This window comes from Rhizobium sp. CC-YZS058 (genome assembly GCF_034720595.1).
Classification (GTDB): Bacteria; Pseudomonadota; Alphaproteobacteria; order Rhizobiales; family Rhizobiaceae; genus Ferranicluibacter.
This window is the reverse complement of the sequence record NZ_JAYESJ010000002.1, coordinates 59,432-83,280: the sequence shown is the minus strand read 5'-3', so window position 1 is coordinate 83,280 and position 23,849 is coordinate 59,432. Positions and strand designations below refer to the sequence as shown.

The following is a 23,849-nucleotide window of genomic DNA, read 5'->3' as shown; positions in this document are numbered from 1 at the left end:
ACGGATCCGAAGGGCGCAATTATACGTCGCTGATGCGACGCTTCGCTTTCGGGCCCTGGCGGGGCCCTCCGCTCCTGACGAACACGTTGATTTTGTTCGATCGAGGAGCTTGCCTGGTCATGGCCGTCCCGCATTTCTCAGTCAGCATCGTTGCGCGCGGCTCCGGCCGCAGCGCCGTGTTGTCGGCGGCCTACCGGCATTGCGCCAAGATGGACTATGAGCGGGAAGCCAGGACGATCGATTACACCCGCAAGCAGGGCCTGCTGCATGAGGAGTTTGTCATCCCGGCCGACGCGCCGGAATGGCTGCAATCGTTGATTGCCGATAGGTCTGTCGCGGGGGCGTCGGAAGCTTTCTGGAACAAGGTCGAAGAATTTGAGAAACGGTCGGACGCGCAGCTCGCAAAGGACATCACCATCGCCTTGCCGATCGAGCTGTCAGCCGAGCAGAACGTCGAGCTCGTCAGGGATTTCGTTGCCAGGCACATCACGGCCCAAGGCATGGTTGCCGACTGGGTGTTTCACGACGCGCCGGGCAATCCGCATATCCACCTGATGACGACGCTGCGGCCCCTGACCGAAGACGGTTTCGGTTCGAAGAAGGTGGCCGTCGTGGGACCGGACGGCAATGCGCTACGCAATGACAGTAACAAGATCGTCTACGAACTCTGGGCCGGTGGGCTCGAGAATTTCAACGTGTTTCGCGACGGCTGGTTTGCCTGCCAGAACCGGCATCTGGCGTTGGCCGGCCTCGACATCCGGGTCGACGGTCGCTCCTTCGAGAAGCAGGGCATCGAACTTGCGCCGACCATCCATCTCGGCGTCGGTACGAAGGCGATCGAAAGGAAATCGGAGAGTGCGGAAGAGAGAACTGCGCTCGAACGGCTGGGGTTCCAGCAAGAGCGGCGGGCGGAGAACGCGCGCCGTATCCAGCGTAATCCCGAGATCGTGCTTGACCTGATCACGCGGGAGAAGAGCGTGTTCGACGGCCAAGATGTCGCCAAGGTCCTGCATCGCTATATCGATGACGCCGGTCTCTTTCAGAACTTGATGGCGCGCATCCTGCAGAGCCCGGAGACCCTTCGCCTGGATCGCGAGCAGGTGGACTTTGCGACAGGTGCCCGGACATCGGCAAAGTACACGACGCGCGAGCTAATCAGGCTCGAAGCCGAGATGGCCAGTCGCGCAATCTCGCTTTCGCGCCGTTCATCACACGGCGTTCGTAACTCTGTTATCGAGGCGACGTTTGCCCGGCATGATCGTCTGTCCGACGAGCAGAAGACGGCGATCAAACATGTCGCTGGCGACGCCGGGATCGCCGCTGTCATCGGCCGTGCCGGCGCTGGCAAGACCACGATGATGAAGGCTGCTCGCGAGGTTTGGGAGGCCGCTGGCTATCGGGTCGTCGGCGGGGCACTGGCCGGCAAAGCTGCAGAAGGCTTGGAGAAGGAAGCAGGCATCGTTTCCCGAACGCTCTCATCCTGGGAACTGCGCTGGGAGAAGGAGCGGGATCACCTCGACGATAAGACGATCTTCGTCATCGACGAGGCGGGCATGGTGTCCTCGCGTCAGCTTGCCTTGTTCGTGGAAGCGGTGGTGAAGGCCGGCGCCAAGCTCGTCCTGATCGGGGATCCCGATCAGCTACAGCCGATCGAAGCAGGTGCGGCATTCCGGGCCATCACCGATCGCGTTGGCTATGCGGAGCTGGAGACGATCTACCGCCAGCGTGATCAGTGGATGCGAGATGCTTCACTCGATCTGGCGCGTGGAAACGTGGGGAGCGCGCTGAACGCCTATGAGCAGGCCGGGTTGGTACATAGCGGCTGGACGAGGCAGGATGCGATCGAAGGGCTGATCGAGAGCTGGAACCGTGATTTCGATCCTGACAAGACCACGCTCATCCTCGCACACCGTCGTCGTGACGTGCGTGAACTGAACGAGCTTGCGCGTGGGAGGCTCGTCGAGCGCGGTATTGTCGGCGAAGGTTTTGCGTTCAACACCGAAGATGGCCCCCGTCGTTTTGCCGCCGGGGACCAGATCGTCTTCCTGAAGAACGAGGGCAGCCTCGGCGTCAAGAACGGCATGCTGGCCAAGGTCGTGGATGCAGCACCTGGTCGCATCGTGGCCGAGATCGGCGACGGAGAGAGCCGCACGCGGGTCATCGTCGAACAGCGGTTCTATGCCAATGTCGATCATGGCTATGCGACCACGATCCACAAGTCCCAGGGCGCAACCGTCGACCGTGTCAAAGTCCTTGCATCCAGCACGCTCGACCGTCACCTGACCTATGTCGCGATGACGCGCCATCGCGAGGTCGCCGAGCTTCATGTCGGCATGGAAGAGTTCACCAACCGCCGCGGTGGCATCCTGCTCGAGCATGGTGTCGCGCCCTACGAACACAAGCCTGGGAACCGTGACAGCTACTTCGTGATGCTCGAAGATAGTGACGGACAGCAACGCACGATCTGGGGTGTCGATCTCAAGCGTGCCCTCGAGGACGCTCGGCCTGATATCGGTGATCGCATCGGTCTGAAGCACGATGGATCGGAGACGGTCACATTGCCGGATGGCACGACGGCCGAGCGCAACACCTGGAAGGTCGTTCGCGTCGCGGAACTGGCGATGGAGCGGCTCAAGGAGCGGCTGGCCCGCGATGGATCGAAGGAAACGACCCTGGACTATGAGGGTGCATCGTCCTATCGCGCCGCGCTGCGATTTGCGGAAGCGCGTGGCCTGCATCTGATGAATGTCGCGCGCACGATCTCGAAGGACCGGCTCGCCTGGACCGTCCGCCAGAAGCAGCGGCTCATCGATCTCGCCGCAAAGCTCGCAGCCCTTGGCACGAGGCTCGGCTTGGCGCGTCACAGCAGCAACATCTCCATCCCGAACACAGCCGAGGAGGAAAAGCCGATGGTTTCAGGCATCACGACCTTCCCCAAAACAATCGACCAGGCCGTCGAAGACAGGATCGCCGCCGACCCCGCCTTGAAGAAGCAGTGGGAGGAAGTGTCCATGCGCTTCCATCATGTTTTCGCCAACCCGGAAGCGGCGTTCAAGGCGGTGAATGTTGACGCGATGCTGCAGGATGAGGCGGCCGCGGCGAAGACAATTTCCAGGATCACTGCAGAGCCGGAAACCTTCGGCGGCCTCAAAGGCAAGACCGGTCTTCTCGCAAGCCGCATCGACAAGGCGGATCGCGACCGTGCGCTGAAGAATGTTGCGCCGCTGGCCGACAGCATCGGTGATTACCTGCGCCAGCGTGGCGAGGCCGAACGCCGCAACCACGCCCAGGAACTGGCTGTCCGTAGACAAGTCGCCCTGGAGATCCCTGCCCTCTCTGCCAATGCGAAGAGTGTGCTCGAACGGGTACGTGACGCCATCGACAGGAATGATCTGCCAGCAGGTCTGGAATATGCCCTTGCCGACAAAATGGTGAAGGCTGAACTCGAGGGTTTTGCCAAGGCGGTCACGGAACGTTTCGGAGAAAGAACCCTGCTTCCGCTCGCAGCGAAAGACTCCGATGGCGAGGCATTCCAGCGCGTGACTGCAGGCATGAATGCTGCCCAGAAGAGCGAGGTGCAACAGGCTTGGAACACGATGCGGACGGTTCAGCAACTGTCTGCCCACGAGCGCAGCGTGACGGCACTCAAGCAGGCAGAGACACTGCGCCAGATCAAGTCCCAGGGCCTGACCCTCAAATGAAGATGCGTCATCGTCATAGAGTGCTGCGGCGCATGAAACGGCTTGTCTGGTTCTACCGGGTTTCCAGCTTCACTCTGTTCGCACTTGGCTTCATCGTGCTGCTTGGCGGACAGGGCTTCAGGGTCAATCTCACACCAAGCGAACCGCTGGGCCTGTGGCGGATCGTCAAGCCCGATCGCCCGATCCTGGTCGGCGATCTGGTCTTCATTTGCCCACCGGACACCGATGCAATGCGTGAGGCGCGCGCGCGGGGATATCTGCGCTTCGGCCTCTGCGCCGGCAGCGTCGCGCCGCTGATCAAGACGGTTGCGGCGACATCCGGACAGACGATCGAGATAGCTGATGATGTCCGCGTCGATGGTCGGCCGCTGCCTCAATCCCGTGTTGCGGGGGTGGACGGCCAGGGGCGTGAGATGGTGCGCTACGACGGGGGCGTCGTTCCGCCAGGGATGGCCTTCCTGCATTCCGAGTTTCCAGGGTCATTCGACAGCCGGTACTTCGGCCCTCTTCCGATGAATGGCATCCTTGGACTGGCGCAGGAGGTCTGGACTTATGCGCCATGACCTCTTCCGATCGGGTGTCCTCATTGCTCTATCGACGAGCACCGGATGGATCGGCTGGAGCGGTGACGTGCTTCTTTTGCCCATCGCTGGGGCATTCCCTATGCTCTGGTCTCTGGCGCGCACGCGCCTGCAGGGAACGGCGATCTCTGCAGCCTACTTTCTCGCCGCATCGAGGGGATTGCCGCAGGGTGTGGCCAACTTCTATTCATCGGATATCTGGCCCGGTCTTCTGCTATGGCTGGTCGCCTCCTCCGCCTTCGTTGCGGTCCATGCGGTGCTCTGGACCGATCGCAAGGGATGGCGAAAGCCTCTGCGATACATGGCTGCTTGTTTTGCGATGGCGGTTCCACCCTTCGGCATCCTGGGATGGGCACATCCGGTCACCGCCGCAGGCGTTCTGTTTCCCGGCTGGGAATGGTGGGGTCTGGGAGCGATGGCAGCCGGCCTGATCGTCATGACGACGCGGTATCGGCCGGCTGCAGCCATAGCCATGGCAGGCTTCTGGCTCTGGTCCGCCGCTGAGTGGACGCCGCCGATTCTACCTTCGTCGTGGATAGGTGTCGACCTCGAAATGGGCGCATCTCTCGGACGCGAAGCTGGCCTCAAGCGGCAAAAGGAGCTGATCGAAATTGCTCGCGCCCAACCGCCGGGCACAACGATCGTGCTGCCGGAAAGCGCTATCGGTTTCTGGACGCCGACTGTTGGCCGCATCTGGCAGAGAGCTCTCACGGATACGGGCATCATCGCCATCGCAGGAGCAGCCATCGTCGACAGCCAAGGCTACGACAATGTGCTCGTAAAATTGTCTGCTGACGGTGGCCAGGTTCTCTACCGTGAGCGGATGCCGGTGCCCGGGTCGATGTGGCAGCCTTGGAGCGCCTGGATCGGCGATCAAGGCAGCGCCCGGGCACATTTCTTTGCCAATCCCGTCGTTGACGTCGGCAACCAAAGTGTGGCGCCGCTGATCTGCTACGAGCTGCTCCTCGTCTGGCCGATCCTGCAATCGGCCTTCCATCGGCCCGATGCCATCGTCGCAGTCGGAAACGGCTGGTGGACCGCTGGGACATCGATCATCGACATTCAGCGGGCGAGTAGCGGGGCGTGGGCCCGCCTGTTCGGCCTGCCGCTCGTCATCTCGTTCAACACTTAACGTTTGGAGCTCGTATGCTGGAAGCTGCGCTGATCAAGGAATGTGCCGACCCATCGTTAAAGCCGGCAATCGTCGAACAGTTCGTCCAGGCGGTCGGCTCGGATGATCCCCTTGCCATTACGGTCAAATCTGGCGGCCGGCTGATCCTCGTTCCCAAACCGAAAACGCCCGAGGAAGCCATCGAGATTGTCCGCGAAAACATTGGCGGTTCTATCGTACGGGTAGGCCTGACCCAGATCCCGGCGGGCATTGGCCTGAAGGATGCGTCGGAGCTGAAGGCTGATCTGGTTGACCCTTGCACGAATCTGCGCATGGGCACGACAATGTTTGCCAAGATCCTGCGCATCGTCGCGAAATGGTATGGCAATCCGACGAGCGAGGAGGTCTTTCCGCAGCTCTTCGACGATGCTGTCCATGCGTGGCAGACCGGAAAGTTCGAGGGGAAGAGCGTGTTCCAGGCGGAGGATCCGGGTGGCGCGGTCGTGCAGCGGTCGGCGGTTGAGAGTGACGACGCTGCCCAGGTTGCAGACGACGAAATTGCTGATATGCCGGATGAAGCTCCAATGAAACCCGATGACGCCGGTATCCGGATCGACCTGACGAGGATCGGCGGACAGAAATGAAGATCATCTGCCTTAGTGCGCTCGTTGCAGGATACTCGCCGTTCTGCTTGGACTATCGGGCCGGTATGACATGTCGAGCTTGGCGCATGACGGCTGACGGTACACGCACGTAGGTTGCAGCACCAAGGTCAGCGTCGTAGTCGCCGAGATGGAACTGCAAACCGTTCAGAATCCGCTCGCACGCTTCGACGATCTTCTTGCGATCTTTGATCGGGTTGCTGTGAAACAACTCATTGCGCGTCTCCTTGATCACTCGCATCGTATCGATGAACATGGTCTTGGTGAATGTGAAGCCAAGAACGGCGTCAGGGGCGAACATGTCGCGGATCAGAACCCAATCGGCCTCCATGATCCTCCAAAGTTCCCCAAGTGTCAGGCAATAGTAGAACTCATCGGACTTGTTGTTGCCGGTCACATCCTTGACGTGCTGGGGGTTGACCATGTTGTCGAACACTCGCCAAACAGCTTTCACGAAGGCAGGATTGACCGGTGTGCCTAGGATGTTCGGGAAGGCGGTGTAGGCCTGTCCATTTTGCCGGGCATTGCGGATCAATACCCACCAATCCATCCGGCCAAAGCGCTCTTCCAGATAGTCAGCCAACACCGAGCGCAAGCCGTTCTCGACGGCGAACACGAATGGATAGATTGAGGAGAACTCCTTGACCTTGCGGGTGTAGATCCGGTGGATGACCAGTCGCTGCTCATGCACGGGTATCTGCTGCAGGGCCTGGACCTTCACGCCTTCACGTATGCTGTCACGTAGCAGGGTCGGGTTCAAAGTACGCATATCGACCTTGAAGTGGTCGACCTGTTGCGGAGTGGGTACGAAGGTGAGATACTCCCCGAGCAACTGGGACGTCGGCACATGCCGCTTGGTAACGCTAGACACTTGTCCCCCTTGCAATTCCCGAGTCGGATCTCTATAACATAGTCACTCGCTGAGTGGTGGCACAATGGTGCTGCGAGCCCGTGGCCTTACCACGGCACTTGGAGAGTCTAAACGGAATTATGGCTAGGCGTGGTCTAATAGACCGCGCCTTTAGTCTTTTGGGCATTTTTACTTCCCAAACACTCTACTCAGTCAGCTTTTGGCAGCGAAATACGCTTGGACTACTTCACCGTCGCGCCAAGGTCGGAAAGCCTGCGAGGCCGACCCCGTGCCGGATGAGCGGCCGTCCAGATCTCCGCGAGTTCGACCATGCGCGCGGTAAGCGCCGGATAACCCTCGACTATCTCTTCCGTTGTCGCACCGTGGGCCCTCATGGCGGCAATCGTCCTGACTGGGACGCGGGTTTTGCTGAAAACCGGGTCGCCGCCAACGACACCCTTCACGAATTCGATCGCCTGCTCCGCTTCCCGAAGAGCGTCTGCACGTGCGGCAAGCTGCTGGCGCGCTCGGGCAACATCGACGATCAGGTAATCGTCCGCTCGTACGGTATCGACTTCCGGGTTCTGGTCAATCATGTCGAAGAGCCGCTGGCGCCGCTCGGCCGACAGGATAGAGCCGACTCCATACCAGAGCTTGAGGCGCAGCAGGTCGTCGTCGGAGAGTGCCCGTCCCTCGTCTTCCGAAAGACGACGCGCGATGATCCGTTTGTCGATTGCATTATGAACCGACTTCACGGCAATTTCGCTGACGGCAGCGGCTTCTGCAGGCGTGTAGGCACGTGACATCTGAACCATAATCATTCTCCTTACGGAGAATATATAGCGATTTCACTGCGCGTTGTGAAATGGGACCTCGGTTCTAGGTGTGATCAGAGAGAATTCCAGTCATACTGACCGGTGGAGAGCCTCGCCTACTTAGTCTGACTGGTCTGGCGTGACGAGCTCTACATGGCTGACGCCGAGGGCCTGAGCGATCTCATAAAGTGTCACGATGGAGGGGTTTCGCTTCCCTCTTTCGAGACCGCTCAGATACTGCTGGCTGAAGCCGGAGCGCGCTTCCACATCCTCCTGTGTCAGGCCTTTTTCCCGACGGAGGCGGGCAAAATTCCGACCGACCAGCTTGCGCATATCCATGGTCGGAAGATCGACGTTTACATACTTTAAGTTTATCAACTATAGTATGTAATTGGGATTTAAACCGATTTGCTTTTGTAGATAGGTCGTTTCAAAGAAGGTTTACACCAGAGGTAAATGGACGGTAATTGGACCGATAATGTTTAAAGCAAATGCAGACGGGCCAGTGTCTGATACCAAACTCATATTGCGCCCACTCATCGGATTGATGAGTGACCAGGCGCCCGAAGATATCGAACGCCACGTCGTGCGCGAGCTCGAGAAGCACCGTCGCTTGCGCGATAGTGCTGTGATGCTCGAAGCAAAACTCGATGCAGCATCGGAGCCAGAAGCCGCTCGTGAGGCAAGTCAGAATTATATCGCGGCGATGATCGCCGTCCACGCACAGCAGACGGTCGTTTCAACGCTTCTCGACATTCTGGGTTACATACCGGACATGCCGAGATCAAAGGGGCACTGAACTAGATCAGGCCGAACTCCTTGGCCATGGCAGTCGCTTGGGGCAAGGTCGTCGCACCCAATGCCGATTTGGCGTTGCGGAGGAAGAACGCGACATTGGCGTAGGTGGTGTTTTCGATGATGGCGATGGCCTTCATGGACTTGCCTTCGGCCGACCAGCGCAGGCAAGTCAATTCATCCGATTTCATGCGGATCGGTGTGTGGTGTGTCGGCTTCGCTCCAAGTCCTTCCAGCCGCGAATGCAGTTGCGCGACCGCGGAAGCCGCAAGCACGGGGTTCAGCGATTGCCTCAGAGCAAATTCCGCTTCTTCCGAGGCCAAAGTGAGCATCGCCATCCGGCCAAAACCGGTCTTGATGGGTATTGTGATACCGGAGCGAATCCCGAACTCGCCGGCTTCGCCGTAAAAATTCCGGCGCTCCTTGCTCATCCTGAGCGACGATTCGTTGGACCATGCGAATGCTTCCAACTGATCGCGCGCATTGCGCACGACGGGGTCGATCAGAGCATAAGATTTCTCGAAATATCGCTGCTGCCACTCGACATCATAGTTTGAGATCGCCGTTTGCGTCTCTGCCTGCAGATTGAAGTAGGCATATGCCCCAAAACCTGCTTCCTGGCTTAGCTTCTCCAGGGTCGCTTTTACCGAGGCTTCGTCATGCGCCAGGGCGACCTGCTCGGTCAAACGCTCAAACCATTGGTTCAATTCAAGGCCTCCTATTCGTGAGGATATGAGCGCAACAGGGTTGCAATCATATGTGGCAGTACCCCTTGTCGAGGGTCCGGTCGCTCCAAAACAAAGGCGAAGCACACGATCGCGCTCGCCTAAAGTTGACTATTAAGAGAAAGAAATTACCCACGCAAGATTGTATTATGTCGCTTCGTTTCAATTACCTGCCCGATGACCAGGTTGCGCCAAGGTCGGTTCTATTGTCGATAAGAACTTGGGAATATAATGTCTTGATCCACGAGCACATTGAATTTGTAGCCCGGTCGAATCCGGATCGTTGGCTGCACGTTGAGATTTTTCGAGATCGTCTGCTCCGCGACACGTCCGAACGATTCGGCAAAATTTCGCCGTGCAGCATCTGAAGCCGTGTCCTGCGTGGCCAGTGTCGAACTCTCCGGCATCGACATGTCGATCCCCGTGCCAATGATGGCAACGAGAGCTGCGGACCCGAATGTGCGCCAGAGATGGCGATCGACCTTGTCCTTGAAGCCGCCATACCCCTCGGCATCCGTGCCGGACATGCCGCCGATCTGAAGTGTTGAGCCGTTGGGGAAGATCAGGTCGGTCCAGACGACCAGCACGCGCTCCTGCCCGAATGAGACCTTGGAATCGTAGCGCCCAAACAGCTTCGCTCCCTGAGGGATGAGCAGACGGTAGCCAGTGGCGCTGTCATAGACGTTCTGGCTGACTTGAGCCGAAATCCGCCCCGGAAGGTCTGAGTTCAGACCCGTGATCATGGTCGCTAAAATAACAGAGCCACGCTTCAACTCGTAAGGCGAAAGCTGCGGGACGACCTGGTTCGGCAGATAACCAAGATCCTTGATGTCCTGATTGAAAAAATCTTCCTTCGAGGTCTGGCCATTTTGATCGGCGTTCTGGCCGAGGAGACCAGACTGCATCGCAGCGCTGTATAGATCGGATGCACTGTTCGTCGTGGCGTTGAGCGGTTGGCGGGCGTCCGTCTTGCTTTCGGAAGCGCTCTTCTGGACCTCAGAGACGTCCACCTTGAGCGGGGAATCGAGCGCCGTCGCCCGCGCCTGGAGGCTCGCCATTCTCTGACGCTGCGCCTCGCGAAGGATCTGCTCGTCCTGTTCCCGCTTCAGCCGCGCCTTCCACTCGGCCTCCGGCTCGAGTTGCGATCGCCGTTCCGTCCGGACCTCATTCTGCCGCTCTACAACCGGTTCTCTCACTGGCTCGCGCTTGACAACGACGGGCGTTGGCTGAAACACCTCGCGCTGTTCCGGTTCGCCGATGATCCCGTCTGAGACCCCGCGTTTCAGCTGATCGCCAAACGTTGTCGCTGGCGACGCGGAGGTGGTGTCGAGCTCGTTCCCACGGTTGAAGGAAAGACCGCGCCACGACAGGCCGACGATCACGACGCCGAAGAACAGAATGATGATGACAATCGCGACGATGATCGGCAGGCGATTAAGGCGTCGCATACTCTGTTGATCGTCGGCATTGCCCGCCGTGCCGAGCTGGAGCGATTGAACCATGGTCTCCCCTCCCCTCAGTTTCGCTGCATGATCGAAAGCGGACTGGTTGGCGTGGCGCCGGCTGATGTCGCGGTATAGGCGCGCCCGAGCGCGATGGTCGGGGTGCTGATCCGCGCCAGGACCTGTCCGTCGAAGCTGTCGACCGACCACGCGATCTCGACGGGTTTCTGATCCTTTCCGACCTTATTGTCGGTGATGACGGTGTATCCCCATCCCTTCAGCGCTGCCTCGAGCGCGGCGGCATACTCGGAGGTGTCCTTATCCATCTTGAGGATCGTGGTGCCGGCCGGGCCGACCTGTTCGGCAAGACGGCTTGCCATATCGCCGGCGATCGCACTTGCTGTGGGGCCAGTAATGGCAATCGGTGTGGAGCTTGTAGTCAGTGTTTCATGCGCAGTCTGGCAACCGGAAAGGAGGGCAGTGAAGATGATGGCGGCGATGGTTTTCTTCATCGGTCAGCCTCCCCGCCGGATCGTAATTTTCTGCTGGCGCCAGCCAACCCCGGAGACGAGCACGGCTTTGTCGATGGCGTAGTCGACGATCATCATGTCGTTCTTCATGCGGTAGTTGACGATGCGGTTTTGGCCGCCACTGACGACGAAGAGAACTGGTGCATCCTGGCCGGAGATCGACCGGGGGAACTGGATATAGGTCTTTGTGCCGTCGGAATAGACGCGCTTCGGCCGCCACGAGGCGCCACCGCTGACCGAATAGGAGAAGTTCAGCTTGTCTGGTGCGGCTCCCGGAATACCGCCGGTCTCAAGCCGGGTATTGATGTCGGCCAGCTTGGTCGACACATCTTCAGGGTACTCGAAACCGATCCGGGCCATGTATTGGCTGGGATGGGATTTGAGCTGGATATGATAGGTGCGCCGCGAGGTCGTGACGACCATCGACGTCACCAGGCCCGCCTCGGATGGCTTGACGATCAAGTGGATCGCCTGCCCGCCGGTTGCCCCCGATGTCGCGGGCTCGACCTTCCAGCGGACTGTGTCACCGACAAGCACATCGCGGACGATCTCGCCGCCTTGCAGCTCGATATCGCAGACCTGAAGCGGTGAGCAGATGACGGAGGGCTGGGTCTCGCCGAACAGAAAGATCACCTTTCCGTCTGGACCGGTCGTCACCAGACCGGGCGTCCCCCGCCATTTGCGCGAGATGTTGGTCCCCTTCACCTCGTTCGACGTCATGCTCTGCGCCATCACGCAATCCGCAAGGACGAGCCCGGCCATGCAGCCGACGGCCGCGATCAATCCTGTTCTGTGCATGTGAATTCCCCTGCCCTTAAAGCTGTGCGGTCCAGTCGAAGTCCTGGACATAAAGACCGATCGGGTTGAGCCGGATGATCGCCTCGTCCTGTGGCGCGGTCAGCGCAACCGTCGCGATGCCGCGAAACCGGCGCGTGCCGGTCTCCTTGCCCTTGCGGTCGCGTTCATATTCGGTCCAGTCGATCTGGTAGGTCTGATTAGAGAGCGCCACGATGTTGTTGACTTCGATGGCGACGGTCGATGCCTTCGCCTTCTCGAACGGCGAATTGCCGCGAAACCAGGCATTGATTTTCTGGGTCGACGGATCGGACGTCCTGAGAAGCGCATAGGTCCGGTCGATATATTGCTTTTGCACCACCGCGTCGGGCGTGATCGACTTCAGGCTCGTGATGAAATTGCCGAGTGTCGCGCGAACGACCCGGGCATCGGCATATTCGATCTGCTGGGGAAAGCCGGCCGTCACAGAGGTCCCGAGCTTGTCGACCTCGACGATGTAGGGCACGAGCTTGACCTGCGTGCTGAGATACATCGCATAGGTGAAGCCGATCACGGCCATCGATAGTCCGAGAATGCCGACGATCCGCCATGCGCGCGCGGCCTGCACGTAGGATCCATATCGTTCCGTCCATTCCTGCCGCGCGGCAAGGTAAGGGCTGTCGGGCGGCCGGTTTGCTGCCATCGCTTGTCGCCTTTCTGATGCTTATTTGTCGTTTCGTTCGGGTGGCGTCTTGGGGCCGGCTTGACCGGTGCGGCTCTGGTCGAGCTTGGCGTTGGCCAGCCCCATGATCGAACCGGCATAGGCTCCGGGCGAACCGATCGCCTTCTCCTTGGCAGCCGACCCGGCGGCCTTCCCTGCCGACCCGATCCCAGCGCCCATGCCGCGAAGTGCTGCCCCCGCAACAGAGGATCCCGCCGCGCGTGCGGATTGTGCTGCCGCGGCTCCGGCTCCGACGGCTCCGGCGGCCAGCGAGGCTGCGCCAAGTGCAAATGATGCGGTCTGCCCCCCATGGCGGATGGCTTCCATGCCGCCAGAGACAGACGCACCTTGAACGACGCCTTGGATAATCGTCGGCACGTACATCGAGATGATAAACACCACGACTGAAATGCCGGCGATCGCCAATGTCGTGATGAACTGATCGCTATCCGCTGTCGGCGCTTGCGCCAGACCGAGAAGGACTTCGGAGCCGATTTTCGCGATCATGACCAGCGCCATGAGCTTCATGCCGACGCCGAAGGCATAGACCAGATAGCGGACGGCAAAATCCTTCGTAAAGGACGAGCCCCCCAGGCCGAGCATAATCATGCCGGCCAGCAGCCCTACATACATCTCCACCATGACCGCGACGAAGATTGCGGCGACGAGAGAGAAGCAAATAACGACGACCCCCATCGCCAGCACGGCGGCTATCGCAAGCGCATTGTCCTCGAAAACCCCGAATTTGGCCTGCTCGGACATCTGCGATGCGACCCGAATACCGGCATCGAAGACCTCGGCCGGTGAGGCAGAGCCCCCGCCCGCGCCGATCTGGTAGAGACTGTTGACGACGTCCCTCGCAAGCGTTGGTCCCTGGGTGAGAACGAACGCGAAAAAGCCGATAAACATGATCCGTCGGACGAGTTCGGCGAACCAGCTTTCAAGGGATGCGGCCTGTATAGCGAGCCAGACGGCGGCGATGCCGACCTCGATCCCCGCAAGGATCCAGAACAGCGACCTTGCCGCGTCCATGATGGTGGTCTCCCACCCCTTCGCGGCAGCAGAGACCTGGTTTTCAAGCTCTGTCAGGACCTGTCCCTGCTGTGCGAACGCGGGAGTGGCCAGGATCAGGCACGCTATGCCGGCGAGCACGAAAGCGTCCTCAAGACTTCGCTTCACCATCGCGGGCGCATCTCCTGGCCTTTCTCGATCGGCGGCAGCTCTTTGGCTGTGCCGAAGAATTTCTCACGGGTGATGCGTTGTTCTTCGCTCATCTCGGGTGTTGCCGGGGCGTTCACCTGGACGAGATAGAAGCTGGCACCGGAAGCCGCGGCAGCGACCATGACCAGCGCCATGACGATCAGGACCGGGCGGCTCACCAGCGTGGCTCCATCTTCTGGCCGCTCGGAATTGTAGTAACATCGGCATTGAAGAATTTCTCACGCCGGGCCTGCGCGAGATCCTTGTCCGTCTGCTCGGTCTGGAGCCATGTCCCCATCATCGTCATCTGCTGCGAGACAAGACCACGCAGCTTCTGCATCTGGGAAACCTGCTGGGCGGCGATCTGGTGTCCGACCTGGAGGGCCTTCATCTGGCCGTCGGCCGACTCCGACATGGATCGCAGCGAGCTCATCGTGCCTTCTTCCGTGTCGAACTGATCCGCTGTCAGGCTCGCCGCCTTCAGCGTGCTGCCGATCGTGTCCCGGTTCGTGTCCGACCAGGATTGGTAGGTGCTCGAGAAGGTTTCAGAATTGAGCAGATTGGTCTTCAGATCCGCATAGCTCTTGAACCGCTGCTGAAGGACATCGTCTGCATTGCCCATCGAAAACGAGATGCTTTGCCCCTGATCGACAACGCTGCGCAGACGGTTGAGATCGCTCTCGACCTGGCCCCAGATATGATCAGGGAGCTGTGCCGTGTTCTGCAGCATATTCTCGTAGATCTTCAGCTGGTTTTGGATTTGCTCTGCCAGCTGCGTGATCTGGGTCAGCTGGTTATCGACCTGCAGGCCGGAGCTTTTCAGAAGGTCGATGAGCTGCGCATTGTTGGCAAGCTGCGTCCATTCCGTGGCAGCGCCCGTTGCAGATCCAGCGTGGGCGGGAGCTGTCGGTGACAGCGCGATTGCCGCAGTCATCGTTGCGACGATCCAGTTACTGGACATTGAGGTGCGACGTGGCATCGTGAACTCCTCTCGATTCAAGCCAATGGGTAGGCCAGTCCTGGCCGTGTTCCGCCTTCAGCGCGCGGATCCGCTTCAGGTCTTCCTTTCCGGATGCGCCCACAAAGCTCAGCGCTACCGGCCCGAGCGACATGTCGAAAAGCCGACGGCCGTCCGGAGTCGCGACGTAGTATTCACGCTTGGGGATGGCGCTTGAGACGATCTCGATCTGGCGCTCGTTGAACCCGATCCGCTCGTAGAACTCGCGCGTGCCCGGTTCGCGCGCGGCGCCATTCGGCAAGCAGATCTTGGTCGGGCAAGATTCTTTCAGCACATCGATAATGCCGGAGCGCTCGGCGTCGGAGATGGATTGCGTCGCCAGAACAACAGCGCAATTGGCCTTGCGGAGAACCTTGAGCCACTCCCGGATCTTGTCGCGGAACACGGGATGACCAAGCATCAGCCAGGCTTCGTCGAGGAGGATGAGGCTTGGAGAGCCATCGAGCCGCTTCTCGATCCGGTGAAAGAGGTAGGTGAGAACGGGCACCAGATTACGCTCGCCCATGTTCATGAGCTGCTCGATCTCGAAGCACTGAAACGCCCGGAGCGTCAAACCGTCCTCTTCCGCGTCGAGAAGCTGGCCCATCGGGCCATCGACGGTATAGTGATGGAGCGCATCCTTGATCTCGCGCATCTGCACGCCGCTAACGAAGTCGGACAGTGATTTTCCTGGCGCCGTCGCCATCAGGCCTATCTGGCGTGAGATTGCATTGCGATGGTCGGGCGTGATGGTGACGCCCTGCAGGGCGACGAGCATCTCGATCCATTCGGTCGCCCAGGCTCGGTCGCCATCTGTCGAAAGATCGAACAGCGGGCAGAATGCCAAGGCCCTCCCCTCCCCGTTCTGATCGTTGCCGATCTCGTAGTGATCGCCGCCAGCGGCTAGTGTAAGTGGGAGGAGGGAGTTGCCCTTGTCGAAGGCAAAGATCTGCGCAAACTCGTAGCGACGGAATTGCGCGGCGATCAGCGCGAGAAGGGTTGATTTCCCCGAGCCCGTCGGTCCGAAGATCAGAGTGTGGCCGACGTCGTCGACATGCAGGTTAAGGCGAAACGGCGTTGAACCCGAGGCCACCTGCATCAGCGGCGGCGAGTTCGGCGGGTAGAACGGGCACGGCGCCATCGGATTGCCCGACCATACCGAATTCAACGGGACGAGGTCTGCCAGGTTGCTGGTATTGATCAGCGGCTCGCGGATATTGGCGTACCAGTTCCCGGGCAGGCTGCCGAGAAACGCATCTGTCGCGTTCAGGGTCTCGACGCGAGCCCCGAATCCCTCGGCCTGGACCAGTCGCCGAATGGCTTCCGCTTTTTCCTGCAACGCTTCACGATGCTCATCGAACAGGATGACGACCGGAGTGTAATAGCCGTAGGCGACAAGCTGGGACGAGGCCTGAGCGATGGCGTCCTCGGTCTCGGCGACCATTGTCATGGCATCCTGATCGACCGATCTGCTTTGCGTTTGAAAGAGCTGATCGAAGAATGGTCGAACCTTCTGCTGCCACTTCTTTCGCGTGCGTTCGAGCTTCTGGCGCGCCTCTTCCGCATCGAGGAAAATGAACCGGGAAGACCAGCGGTAGGTCAGCGGCATCAGGTCAAGATTGTTGAGGATGCCGGGCCAGCTCTCTGCTGGTAGGCCATCGATAGCGACGACGGCAAGGAACCGGCTCTCAACCTTCGGCGTCAGGCCATGCTCGAGCTCTGCCGTCGCCAGCCAGTCGAGATACATGGGTACTTCCGGCAGCCGGACGGGATGGCTCTCCCCCGTAATGCAAAAGCGGACGAACTGCAGGAGATCGTCATAGCGTGCGACACGCTCCCCTCCCCTCTCGCGGACCTCGCGGGTTTGCATGCGGGCGATCGATAGGGTGTTAGCCAGGTATTGTTCGATTTCCCGGATCGCGTTGCGGAACACGAACAGGACCGTGTCCGCATAGGACTTCTTCCGGCTCTCCTCGTCCGAATAGATGTATTTGCTGAGCGCCGTCTTTTTCGACTCGAGCGGCCGATAGGTCAGAATGATCGCGTGCTTGCTCTCGAAATGCCCCTGCTCCCGCCCGAAATGGCTCCTACGCTCGGCATCGATCGCGCGGGTGACAGGATCCGGGAAATGGCACTGGTCCGGCGTGGGATAGTCGACCGTCGGCACGCGGATGGCTTCGACCTGGATCATCCATCCGGTCCCCAGTCGTGACAGAATGGAATTGATCTGTCGGGACAGCTCATTGCGTTCGAGGTCGGTGGCGCTTTCGGAGTCCGGACCCGCGAAATACCAGCCGGCCATCAGGCTTCCGTCCTTCAGAAGCAGAACACCGTTATCGACCAGGCCTGCATAGGGAACGAGATCAGCGAACGAGGGACCGGTCGCGCGGAACCGTTTGAGGGCAGCCATCAGGACACCTCAGTATCTTCGCCACGGCGCGGCCGTCGGCCGGTAGTGGGGCTTGTAGGAAATGTGACGGGCATAGACCTGCCGCATCAGCGGATCGGATTTGGCCATCATGCGGAGTAGACCAACGATGACGATCCAGACGGCCACGCCAAAGAGCGCCGAATAGACCGTCAACACGACGAAGATCAGGATCACGGCCGCAAGCCCGGTGATCAGCACCAGCTCGCGGTCGGCGCCCATCAAAAGGTTCGGACGAGACAGCGCGCGATGAATGCGATTGCGGTGGAGGCTCACGACGCGCCCTCCTCCCCCGCTCCGTCTGAAACGACCTGCGTGACCTGCTCTTTTGGCAGGCCGATAGACGCACCGGTGGCGCCGAAGAGGCCCACGATTGTCGTCGCACCGAGCAGAATGCCGGCGACCAGGACGACGTACATCAGTCTGCGGGCGAAATCGTTGAGCTCGCCACCGAAGATCAGCATGCCGCCGGCAATCGCGACTGCTGCCAGTGCGATATAGCCGGCGACCGGACCAGTGATGGATTCCTGGATCTGCTCGAGCGGTCCTTCCCACGGAAGACTTCCGCCGGAACTCGCGAAGGCGGGGGACGCAGCGGAGGCGATAGAAAGGGCCATCGCGGCAAGGGTCAGGAGTGATCTCTTATGCTGCATCGCGGTTTTCCTCTGCATAGGGTTCTGTTTGGTACTGGCCGCCTGCAAAGCGGGTAACGTGAAGGATTTCGCTGATGCGCCTGCCTTTGGCGGTTCGCTCGATCGAAATGATCAGATCGACTGCGTCTCCAATAACGGCCTGCATCGGCTGATGGCTGGCCTCGGCAGTCAGCTGCTCAAGGCGCTGAAGCGCGGAGCGTGCGCTGTTCGAGTGGATCGTTGCGACTCCTCCGGGGTGCCCGGTGTTCCAGGCCTTCAGCATGGTCAGCGCTGCGCCGTCACGGACCTCGCCAACTATGATCCGATCCGGTCGGAGGCGCATTGTGCTCTTCAGGAGACGCGACATGTCTACGGCATCGCTGGTGTGCAGGCTGACTGCGTTATCCGCGGCGCACTGAATCTCGGCTGTGTCTTCCAGGATGACGAGGCGGTCATCGGGAGAGCTCGATACGATCTCCGCCAGGATCGCGTTGGTGAGGGTGGTCTTACCCGAGCCCGTGCCACCGGCAACGAGGATGTTGAGCTTTGAGGCGATAGCGCTGCGGATGATCTCGGCATGCTTCGCGGTCATAACCTTGCTCGCCACGTAATCATCCAGAGGGATGAGGCGTGACGCGCGACGACGGATCGTGAACGATGGTCCGGAAACCACCGGTGGCAGCAATCCCTCGAAACGGTGCCCGCCGATTGGAAGTTCGCCCGACACGATCGGGCGATCGTCGTCGACCTCCGAATTCAGGACATGTGCGACACTCCCGATCACGGTTTCGGCGGCTGAGCGTGTCATCTCGCCTGCTGCAGCCATACCATGACCGAGCCTTTCGATGAACAAACGCCCATCAGGGTTGAGCATGATCTCAACGACGCTCGGGTCTTCGAGCGCGACGCACAAATGGTCACCCAGAGCGTTCTGTAGCTTACTGACGAGGCGGGGGAGTGAGCGGTTTTGGGTGCTAAGCATGATCAGGCCGCTTTCTTGTGATGGAGTGAGAAACTCGACGAATAGATGCTGGGGCGAAGTCGGTCGAAGCTCACCCAGTCTGCGGGGAGCAGTCCGGCGACGCTTCTGGTCTCGTTGATCTGGGCCGGTGAGCCGAGGCGGGTGAGAGGCCAGCCAGCGCGACGGAGGATACGCTCAAGCCTGACATCTGTGGCCGTGACGATTTCTCGATAGCCGTTCAGGATGCTCCACTCGATGATGCCGGCGAACATGGCGAGTGTCGCTGAGTGGAGGCCCGCTTGCTCGCGCTCGGCAGCCGCGTTCGTATCCACGCAAAATCGGGAGCTTTCGATCATCCGATGGTGAGTGGCGAGATGGTCCATCTCCAGGAGTTGAGGAAAAACCTTCTCCAGCATCGTGCCGCCGGTCGCGGGCAGGAGCCGAGCGCATCCAATCACTGCATCAGAAGGGTCGATGCATAGGACGTATGTCGGCTTTAGCTTGTCGAAACCGTCGACTTCGAGACCGGAGGTGCAACGAACTGTCCATGCCAGGCGACCGCGGAAAATGCGGGCGCGAAGCCGGTGCATTTCGTGAATAAGGCGGTGCTCAGCCTCGCTCTTTGGGTTCTTGATGGCGACGACGCGCATCGAGCAAATCTCCCTTGCGTTGGTGACGCATGGAGGTTTGCCGGGGCTGAAGAATTCGATCAACTGCCAAAAGTGTTAGCGAGTGATTCTATCTGTCAGCGTCCTTCCACCGCTCTTTTGGAGATGGAGCAGCGATCGGAGCACTAACAAAAGTGTTAGTGAAGGCTTGATCCCAACTTAGCATTGTTCGGCGCTAACCTGCCGATTCATAAACAGAATCGGTCCATTTCTTCTTCTCGTACAGCGGCAGGAGACGAGCGCGTTAACTATTGATTAACTTTAAATATCTTGCAAAACCGAACGGAATCGGTTGACCTATCCACGGCAAATCGCTGTGTTTACGAAAATTACCGTGTGTACGAGAGGACGTCGTGGAGAATCCCGCTCAGCTTCAGAAAGCTATCCATAAACTGATAGCCGCCCATGCGCGAGATCTGTCGGGCGCGCTCCACGAACATCGTGTGAAGCTGTACCCGCCTGAGGCTCGAAAGACGCTTCGCTCGTTTTCGTCAACCGAAGCTGCAAAGCTGATCGGCATCAACGACGGCTATCTCCGCCATTTGTCTCTCGAAGGGAAAGGACCCCAGCCTGAAATCGGGAACAACAATCGCCGTTCCTATTCGGTTGAAACGATCCAGGCTCTCCGAGAATACCTCGACGAGAACGGCAAAGGTGATCGCCGATATTCACCTCGCCGGAGCGGACGCGAACATCTTCAGGTCATAACTGCCGTCAATTTCAAGGGTGGCTCCGGGAAGACGACAACCGCCGCACATCTCGCTCAATTTCTGGCGTTGAACGGATATCGTGTGCTTGCGATTGATCTCGACCCGCAGGCTAGTATGTCTGCACTGCACGGTTTCCAACCGGAATTCGATGTCAATGACAACGAGACGCTCTATGGCGCGGTGCGCTACGACAGTGAAAGGCGTCCGTTGAAGGAGGTCATCAAGAAGACCTACTTCACCAATCTCGATCTCGTGCCGGGCAATCTCGAGCTTATGGAGTTCGAGCATGACACCGCCAAGGTTCTCGGTTCTAACGACCGAAAGAACATCTTTTTCACGCGCATGGACGAAGCGATCTCCTCCGTGGCCGACGACTACGACGTCGTCGTGGTCGATTGCCCTCCGCAACTGGGTTTTCTGACGATCTCGGCACTCTGTGCTGCGACAGCTGTTCTCGTGACTGTGCACCCGCAGATGTTGGACGTCATGTCGATGTGTCAGTTCCTACTGATGACCTCGGAGCTGCTCAGTGTTGTCGCTGATGCGGGCGGCAGCATGAACTACGACTGGATGCGCTATCTCGTGACCCGCTATGAGCCCGGCGATGGCCCGCAGAACCAGATGGTTTCATTCATGCGGACAATGTTTGGCGATCACGTGCTCAATCATCCGATGCTTAAGAGCACTGCGATCTCTGATGCTGGTATCACCAAACAGACCCTGTACGAAGTAAGCCGAGATCAGTTCACAAGAGCCACATACGACCGAGCGATGGAATCACTCGATAATGTGAACAAAGAGATCGAGCAGTTGATCCAATCATCGTGGGGCCGAAAGTGATGCACACCATGACCCACATGAGTTGCTCTTTCGCTGACAAGTTGCCAGCCGGAAACTTCACGCTCAATTGCCTGAATAATATGAGCGATTTGGTGATTTTAGATTGGAAGAAAGGAGCAAGAAATGGCTAGAAAGCACCTTCTTTCCGATCTTGCAGGTCCGAAGACCCAAGCCATTGAGAATATTGATGGCACAGCCCAGGGAAACATCACCCCCCAATACGCGCCGCGAGGAGCAATCGGTGCTGTTTCTCGTTCGATTGAGCTTTTAAAGTCTCAGTCGCTTACCGATCTTGACCCAGATCTCATTGATGCTCCGTCTGTGATTGATCGGCTTGACGAAGATGGCGAGCAGTTCGAGGAATTTGCTCGAAACATCCGAGAGAACGGGCAGCAAGTTCCAATTCTCGTCCGCCCTCACCCGTCCATCGATGGACGCTATCAAATCGCCTACGGTCGTCGGCGCCTTCGTGCAGTCAAGGCTGCTGGGCTTAAAGTGAAAGCGGCCGTCAGGACGATGACTGACGACGAGCTTGTTTTGGCTCAAGGCCAAGAGAACAGTGCTCGCCAGGACCTATCGTTCATCGAACGCGCGCTTTACGCGGCCGAGCTCGAAGCAAAGGGATTTCAACGGCCGGTGATCATGGCTGCCCTTGCGGTCGACAAAAGCAATCTGTCTCGCTTGATCCAGGCGGCTACGCAGTTACCGGCCGATATTATCCGTGGCATTGGCGCAGCCCCGAAAACGGGCCGCGACAGATGGGGTGAACTCGCCACACGGCTGAGCAAGGATGACGCCGCGGATAGGGTTCGAGCGCTGCTGTCTGACGAGGAAGTGAAAACCCTCCCCTCTGACGAACGCTTCGCGCGGATCTTTGAGCTTGCCGCGCCCAAAAAGGTCAAGAAAGAGAAATCCGCTGCGACGACTTGGCAGGCTGATGATGGCGTTAAGGCCGCGAGCTTCCGCCAGGACAAGCGCACACTAACATTGATGATCGACAAAAAGGCCGCCCCAGAATTCGGGGACTACCTGATGTCGATGCTCCCTGAAATCTACGCGTCGTTCAAAAAAACGAAGCAGTAGGTCAGACGAAACGAGGAAAGGATCGTTAGAGCAAAGAAAAAGCCCTCCGAAACGGTGTTCCAGAAGGCCTCTCTCAGTTTGGTCGCTTAGAGAATCGCACTTCCCGGAATCACAGTCAAGAGTCAACGCCACACCGGCGTAGCCTTTTCTTTGCCTTGTGAAAGGTGAGGAACATGGAAACGGGATACATAACGACGCCCTTTGGGCGGCGGCCGATGACGCTTGCCTTAGTGAAGAGGCAGGTAGAGACAGAACAAATGGAATCCGCAAGGCCGATCGACAAATGGCGAGTGTTTCGCGACGTCGGTGACGCCCGATCGCGCCTTGGTTTGCAGGACCGTGCACTCGCGGTCCTTAACGCACTGCTATCCTTTTATCCTGCAACGGAGCTTTGCCACGATACGAATCTCATCGTGTTCCCTTCAAATACCCAGTTGTCCGCGCGCTCGAACGGCATCGCGGGAACGACGCTTCGGAAATGCCTGGGTATGCTCGTAGACGCTGGGGTTATCATCAGGAAGGATAGCCCAAACGGCAAACGTTATGCCCGTAAAGGAAACGAAGGCGGTATCGAGGACGCTTACGGTTTCAGCTTGGCGCCTCTCATCGCGCGAGCGAGCGAATTCGCGGCCCTCGCCCAGGATGTTGCCGCCGAGCAGCGCCGTTTCCGCATCACGAAGGACCGCCTCACGATCGTTCGCCGAGACGTTCGCAAGCTCATTACCGTAGGGATGGAAGAAAATCTCCCTGGTGATTGGGCGGCCGCGGAGGCATCTTTTGTTGAGATCGTTGGACGTTTCGTTCGTCGCCCGACGCTAGACAATCTGACTGCGAGCCTCGACGAAATGTCTCTGTTGCATGAAGAAGTCTCCAGGATGCTGGAAACACGGGAAGAATCCAAAAAAAGCGATGGCAATGACAACGCATCTGGATGCCACAAACAGAATTCAAATACCGAATCTTTCAATGAACTTGAACCTCGCTTCGAAAAGAAGCCGGGCGAGAAGTTGGAGCCAACCAAACGGCCGGAACGGAAAGTCGAACCGGAGGTGTTCCCGTTATCGATGGTGCTTCGGGCTTGCCCCGAAATCTCAACCTTTGGGCCTGGCGGGTCCATTGGGAGTTGGCGGGAGCTGATGTCGGCCGCGATTACGGTTAAATCCATGCTTGGTGTCAGCCCGTCCGCCTACGAAGAATGCTGTGAGGTGATGGGGCAAGCCGGCGCGGCGATAGCGATCGGCTGCATCTACGAGCGGGCAGGCCATATCAATTCGGCCGGGGGCTATTTGCGGGACCTGACCGCGAAGGCGCGGCGCGGGGAATTTTCGCTTGGGCCGATGCTGTTTGCTCAGTTGAGGGCGAACTCTGCTCATGGGAAGGCCTTGGCGTGAAATGTGGGGTTCGGATTAGTTTAAGTATCTAAAAGTTATCAATAATATTGAAAGTTTCCGGCTGACAACTTGGATAAGACACTGCGGGCATGATGCCAACCTAGACAGTAGCGTGTGAGAGGAAGACGAGGGCGACTGTGGGACTCACGATGTTGTATATGACATAGGCCTTTTGACATTGCCCTGGGACAGCGAGTACCGACGGATTTTCTAGCGAAATCGACCATCGCTC

The 23,849-nt window shown here is 58.9% G+C and carries 24 protein-coding genes; 8 read left to right on the top strand and 16 right to left on the bottom strand.

Features of this window, described 5'->3' with window-relative positions; genetic code table 11:
• The first annotated feature begins 119 nt into the window (after window positions 1-119).
• The 4 genes from traA to U8330_RS20605 are packed head-to-tail and all read left to right on the top strand — an operon-like array spanning window position 120 to window position 6,037.
• On the top strand, window positions 120-3,701 hold the full coding sequence (gene traA / locus U8330_RS20620; protein ID WP_323107449.1) for a Ti-type conjugative transfer relaxase TraA: 3,582 nt from the start codon (window positions 120-122) through the stop codon (window positions 3,699-3,701).
• Window positions 3,702-3,733: 32 nt separating this feature from the next.
• Window positions 3,734-4,264 carry a conjugative transfer signal peptidase TraF gene (traF, locus tag U8330_RS20615; RefSeq protein WP_323107448.1) on the top strand — a complete coding sequence of 177 codons (531 nt, stop codon included), beginning with the start codon at window positions 3,734-3,736 and terminating at the stop codon, window positions 4,262-4,264.
• Complete coding sequence (locus U8330_RS20610) at window positions 4,254-5,414, top strand: conjugal transfer protein TraB (RefSeq protein ID WP_323107447.1); 1,161 nt, start codon at window positions 4,254-4,256, stop codon at window positions 5,412-5,414. Before traF ends, U8330_RS20610 begins: the two co-directional genes overlap by 11 nt.
• Before the next feature lie 14 nt (window positions 5,415-5,428).
• Window positions 5,429-6,037 carry a TraH family protein gene (locus U8330_RS20605; RefSeq protein WP_323107446.1) on the top strand — a complete coding sequence of 203 codons (609 nt, stop codon included), beginning with the start codon at window positions 5,429-5,431 and terminating at the stop codon, window positions 6,035-6,037.
• Between the two features lie 52 nt (window positions 6,038-6,089).
• Here the strand turns inward: U8330_RS20605 and U8330_RS20600 are convergent, their stop codons facing one another.
• The 3 genes from U8330_RS20600 to U8330_RS20590 all read right to left on the bottom strand — a co-directional run bounded on the left by U8330_RS20600 (window position 6,090) and on the right by U8330_RS20590 (window position 8,059).
• Window positions 6,090-6,926 carry a hypothetical protein gene (locus U8330_RS20600; RefSeq protein WP_323107445.1) on the bottom strand — a complete coding sequence of 279 codons (837 nt, stop codon included), beginning with the start codon at window positions 6,924-6,926 and terminating at the stop codon, window positions 6,090-6,092.
• A 221-nt stretch (window positions 6,927-7,147) separates the two neighbouring features.
• The gene (locus U8330_RS20595) at window positions 7,148-7,720 is read right to left on the bottom strand and encodes a DUF433 domain-containing protein (RefSeq protein ID WP_323107444.1); all 573 of its coding nucleotides are present in this window, start codon (window positions 7,718-7,720) and stop codon (window positions 7,148-7,150) included.
• 120 nt (window positions 7,721-7,840) lie between these two features.
• The gene (locus U8330_RS20590; RefSeq protein ID WP_037094170.1) at window positions 7,841-8,059 is read right to left on the bottom strand and encodes a helix-turn-helix domain-containing protein; all 219 of its coding nucleotides are present in this window, start codon (window positions 8,057-8,059) and stop codon (window positions 7,841-7,843) included.
• Window positions 8,060-8,198: 139 nt separating this feature from the next.
• Between U8330_RS20590 and U8330_RS20585 the strand changes: the two genes are divergently transcribed.
• Complete coding sequence (locus tag U8330_RS20585; RefSeq protein ID WP_323107443.1) at window positions 8,199-8,519, top strand: transcriptional repressor TraM; 321 nt, start codon at window positions 8,199-8,201, stop codon at window positions 8,517-8,519.
• Between the two features lies 1 nt (window position 8,520).
• On the opposite strand, the gene U8330_RS20580 is transcribed toward U8330_RS20585, so the two are convergent.
• The 13 genes from U8330_RS20580 to traI form a co-directional block, all read right to left on the bottom strand.
• Entirely contained in the window at window positions 8,521-9,222 is a 702-nt protein-coding gene (locus tag U8330_RS20580) for an autoinducer binding domain-containing protein (protein ID WP_323107442.1), read from the bottom strand.
• A 221-nt stretch (window positions 9,223-9,443) separates the two neighbouring features.
• Window positions 9,444-10,742 (bottom strand): IncP-type conjugal transfer protein TrbI, encoded by a 1,299-nt coding sequence (gene trbI, locus U8330_RS20575; RefSeq protein ID WP_323107441.1) that lies wholly within the window; start codon window positions 10,740-10,742, stop codon window positions 9,444-9,446.
• A 14-nt stretch (window positions 10,743-10,756) separates the two neighbouring features.
• A complete protein-coding gene (gene trbH / locus U8330_RS20570) occupies window positions 10,757-11,194 on the bottom strand; it encodes a conjugal transfer protein TrbH (RefSeq protein WP_323107440.1) in 438 nt (145 codons plus the stop codon).
• 3 nt (window positions 11,195-11,197) lie between these two features.
• The gene (gene trbG / locus U8330_RS20565; protein ID WP_323107439.1) at window positions 11,198-12,010 is read right to left on the bottom strand and encodes a P-type conjugative transfer protein TrbG; all 813 of its coding nucleotides are present in this window, start codon (window positions 12,008-12,010) and stop codon (window positions 11,198-11,200) included.
• Window positions 12,011-12,026: 16 nt separating this feature from the next.
• Window positions 12,027-12,689 (bottom strand): conjugal transfer protein TrbF, encoded by a 663-nt coding sequence (locus U8330_RS20560; RefSeq protein ID WP_323107438.1) that lies wholly within the window; start codon window positions 12,687-12,689, stop codon window positions 12,027-12,029.
• A 21-nt stretch (window positions 12,690-12,710) separates the two neighbouring features.
• Window positions 12,711-13,889: a P-type conjugative transfer protein TrbL gene (trbL, locus tag U8330_RS20555; RefSeq protein WP_323107437.1), complete on the bottom strand. Its 1,179-nt coding sequence runs from the start codon at window positions 13,887-13,889 to the stop codon at window positions 12,711-12,713.
• The gene (trbK, locus tag U8330_RS20550; RefSeq protein ID WP_323107436.1) at window positions 13,883-14,086 is read right to left on the bottom strand and encodes an entry exclusion protein TrbK; all 204 of its coding nucleotides are present in this window, start codon (window positions 14,084-14,086) and stop codon (window positions 13,883-13,885) included. The genes trbL and trbK overlap by 7 nt, the downstream gene beginning before the upstream one ends.
• Entirely contained in the window at window positions 14,083-14,841 is a 759-nt protein-coding gene (gene trbJ, locus U8330_RS20545; RefSeq protein ID WP_416236948.1) for a P-type conjugative transfer protein TrbJ, read from the bottom strand. The genes trbK and trbJ overlap by 4 nt, the downstream gene beginning before the upstream one ends.
• Window positions 14,842-14,857: 16 nt before the next feature.
• Window positions 14,858-17,314: a conjugal transfer protein TrbE gene (locus U8330_RS20540; RefSeq protein WP_323107435.1), complete on the bottom strand. Its 2,457-nt coding sequence runs from the start codon at window positions 17,312-17,314 to the stop codon at window positions 14,858-14,860.
• A gap of 9 nt (window positions 17,315-17,323) precedes the next feature.
• The gene (locus tag U8330_RS20535) at window positions 17,324-17,608 is read right to left on the bottom strand and encodes a conjugal transfer protein TrbD (protein ID WP_149747971.1); all 285 of its coding nucleotides are present in this window, start codon (window positions 17,606-17,608) and stop codon (window positions 17,324-17,326) included.
• On the bottom strand, window positions 17,605-17,985 hold the full coding sequence (locus U8330_RS20530) for a TrbC/VirB2 family protein (RefSeq protein ID WP_323107434.1): 381 nt from the start codon (window positions 17,983-17,985) through the stop codon (window positions 17,605-17,607). The genes U8330_RS20535 and U8330_RS20530 overlap by 4 nt, the downstream gene beginning before the upstream one ends.
• A complete protein-coding gene (trbB, locus tag U8330_RS20525) occupies window positions 17,975-18,946 on the bottom strand; it encodes a P-type conjugative transfer ATPase TrbB (RefSeq protein ID WP_323107433.1) in 972 nt (323 codons plus the stop codon). The genes U8330_RS20530 and trbB overlap by 11 nt, the downstream gene beginning before the upstream one ends.
• A 2-nt stretch (window positions 18,947-18,948) precedes the next feature.
• Window positions 18,949-19,575, bottom strand: coding sequence for an acyl-homoserine-lactone synthase TraI (gene traI / locus U8330_RS20520; protein ID WP_323107432.1), 627 nt, complete (start codon window positions 19,573-19,575; stop codon window positions 18,949-18,951).
• Window positions 19,576-19,946: 371 nt separating this feature from the next.
• On the opposite strand from traI, the gene repA reads away from it, so the two are divergent.
• From repA to repC, 3 genes are all read left to right on the top strand, one after another.
• Window positions 19,947-21,143, top strand: coding sequence for a plasmid partitioning protein RepA (gene repA, locus U8330_RS20515; RefSeq protein ID WP_174060321.1), 1,197 nt, complete (start codon window positions 19,947-19,949; stop codon window positions 21,141-21,143).
• A 123-nt stretch (window positions 21,144-21,266) separates the two neighbouring features.
• Entirely contained in the window at window positions 21,267-22,226 is a 960-nt protein-coding gene (gene repB, locus U8330_RS20510) for a plasmid partitioning protein RepB (RefSeq protein ID WP_323107431.1), read from the top strand.
• A 173-nt stretch (window positions 22,227-22,399) separates the two neighbouring features.
• Window positions 22,400-23,617 carry a plasmid replication protein RepC gene (gene repC / locus U8330_RS20505; RefSeq protein ID WP_323107430.1) on the top strand — a complete coding sequence of 406 codons (1,218 nt, stop codon included), beginning with the start codon at window positions 22,400-22,402 and terminating at the stop codon, window positions 23,615-23,617.
• The last annotated feature ends 232 nt before the right edge of the window (window positions 23,618-23,849 follow it).

What these genes read in the sequence shown, in the direction of transcription:
- U8330_RS20610 (WP_323107447.1), top strand. Translation starts at nt 4,254, where the DNA reads ATGCGCCATGACCTCTTCCGATCGGGTGTCCTCATTGCTCTATCGACG.
- trbH (WP_323107440.1), bottom strand. Translation starts at nt 11,194, where the DNA reads ATGAAGAAAACCATCGCCGCCATCATCTTCACTGCCCTCCTTTCCGGT.
- trbI (WP_323107441.1), bottom strand. Translation starts at nt 10,742, where the DNA reads ATGGTTCAATCGCTCCAGCTCGGCACGGCGGGCAATGCCGACGATCAA.
- trbJ (WP_416236948.1), bottom strand. Translation starts at nt 14,841, where the DNA reads ATGACTGCGGCAATCGCGCTGTCACCGACAGCTCCCGCCCACGCTGGA.
- traI (WP_323107432.1), bottom strand. Translation starts at nt 19,575, where the DNA reads ATGCGCGTCGTCGCCATCAAGAACCCAAAGAGCGAGGCTGAGCACCGC.
- U8330_RS20590 (WP_037094170.1), bottom strand. Translation starts at nt 8,059, where the DNA reads ATGGATATGCGCAAGCTGGTCGGTCGGAATTTTGCCCGCCTCCGTCGG.
- U8330_RS20540 (WP_323107435.1), bottom strand. Translation starts at nt 17,314, where the DNA reads ATGGCTGCCCTCAAACGGTTCCGCGCGACCGGTCCCTCGTTCGCTGAT.
- U8330_RS20585 (WP_323107443.1), top strand. Translation starts at nt 8,199, where the DNA reads ATGTTTAAAGCAAATGCAGACGGGCCAGTGTCTGATACCAAACTCATA.
- traA (WP_323107449.1), top strand. Translation starts at nt 120, where the DNA reads ATGGCCGTCCCGCATTTCTCAGTCAGCATCGTTGCGCGCGGCTCCGGC.
- trbG (WP_323107439.1), bottom strand. Translation starts at nt 12,010, where the DNA reads ATGCACAGAACAGGATTGATCGCGGCCGTCGGCTGCATGGCCGGGCTC.
- U8330_RS20560 (WP_323107438.1), bottom strand. Translation starts at nt 12,689, where the DNA reads ATGGCAGCAAACCGGCCGCCCGACAGCCCTTACCTTGCCGCGCGGCAG.
- U8330_RS20530 (WP_323107434.1), bottom strand. Translation starts at nt 17,985, where the DNA reads ATGCAGCATAAGAGATCACTCCTGACCCTTGCCGCGATGGCCCTTTCT.
- repC (WP_323107430.1), top strand. Translation starts at nt 22,400, where the DNA reads ATGGAAACGGGATACATAACGACGCCCTTTGGGCGGCGGCCGATGACG.
- U8330_RS20605 (WP_323107446.1), top strand. Translation starts at nt 5,429, where the DNA reads ATGCTGGAAGCTGCGCTGATCAAGGAATGTGCCGACCCATCGTTAAAG.
- traF (WP_323107448.1), top strand. Translation starts at nt 3,734, where the DNA reads ATGAAACGGCTTGTCTGGTTCTACCGGGTTTCCAGCTTCACTCTGTTC.
- repB (WP_323107431.1), top strand. Translation starts at nt 21,267, where the DNA reads ATGGCTAGAAAGCACCTTCTTTCCGATCTTGCAGGTCCGAAGACCCAA.
- U8330_RS20595 (WP_323107444.1), bottom strand. Translation starts at nt 7,720, where the DNA reads ATGGTTCAGATGTCACGTGCCTACACGCCTGCAGAAGCCGCTGCCGTC.
- trbB (WP_323107433.1), bottom strand. Translation starts at nt 18,946, where the DNA reads ATGCTTAGCACCCAAAACCGCTCACTCCCCCGCCTCGTCAGTAAGCTA.
- trbL (WP_323107437.1), bottom strand. Translation starts at nt 13,889, where the DNA reads ATGGTGAAGCGAAGTCTTGAGGACGCTTTCGTGCTCGCCGGCATAGCG.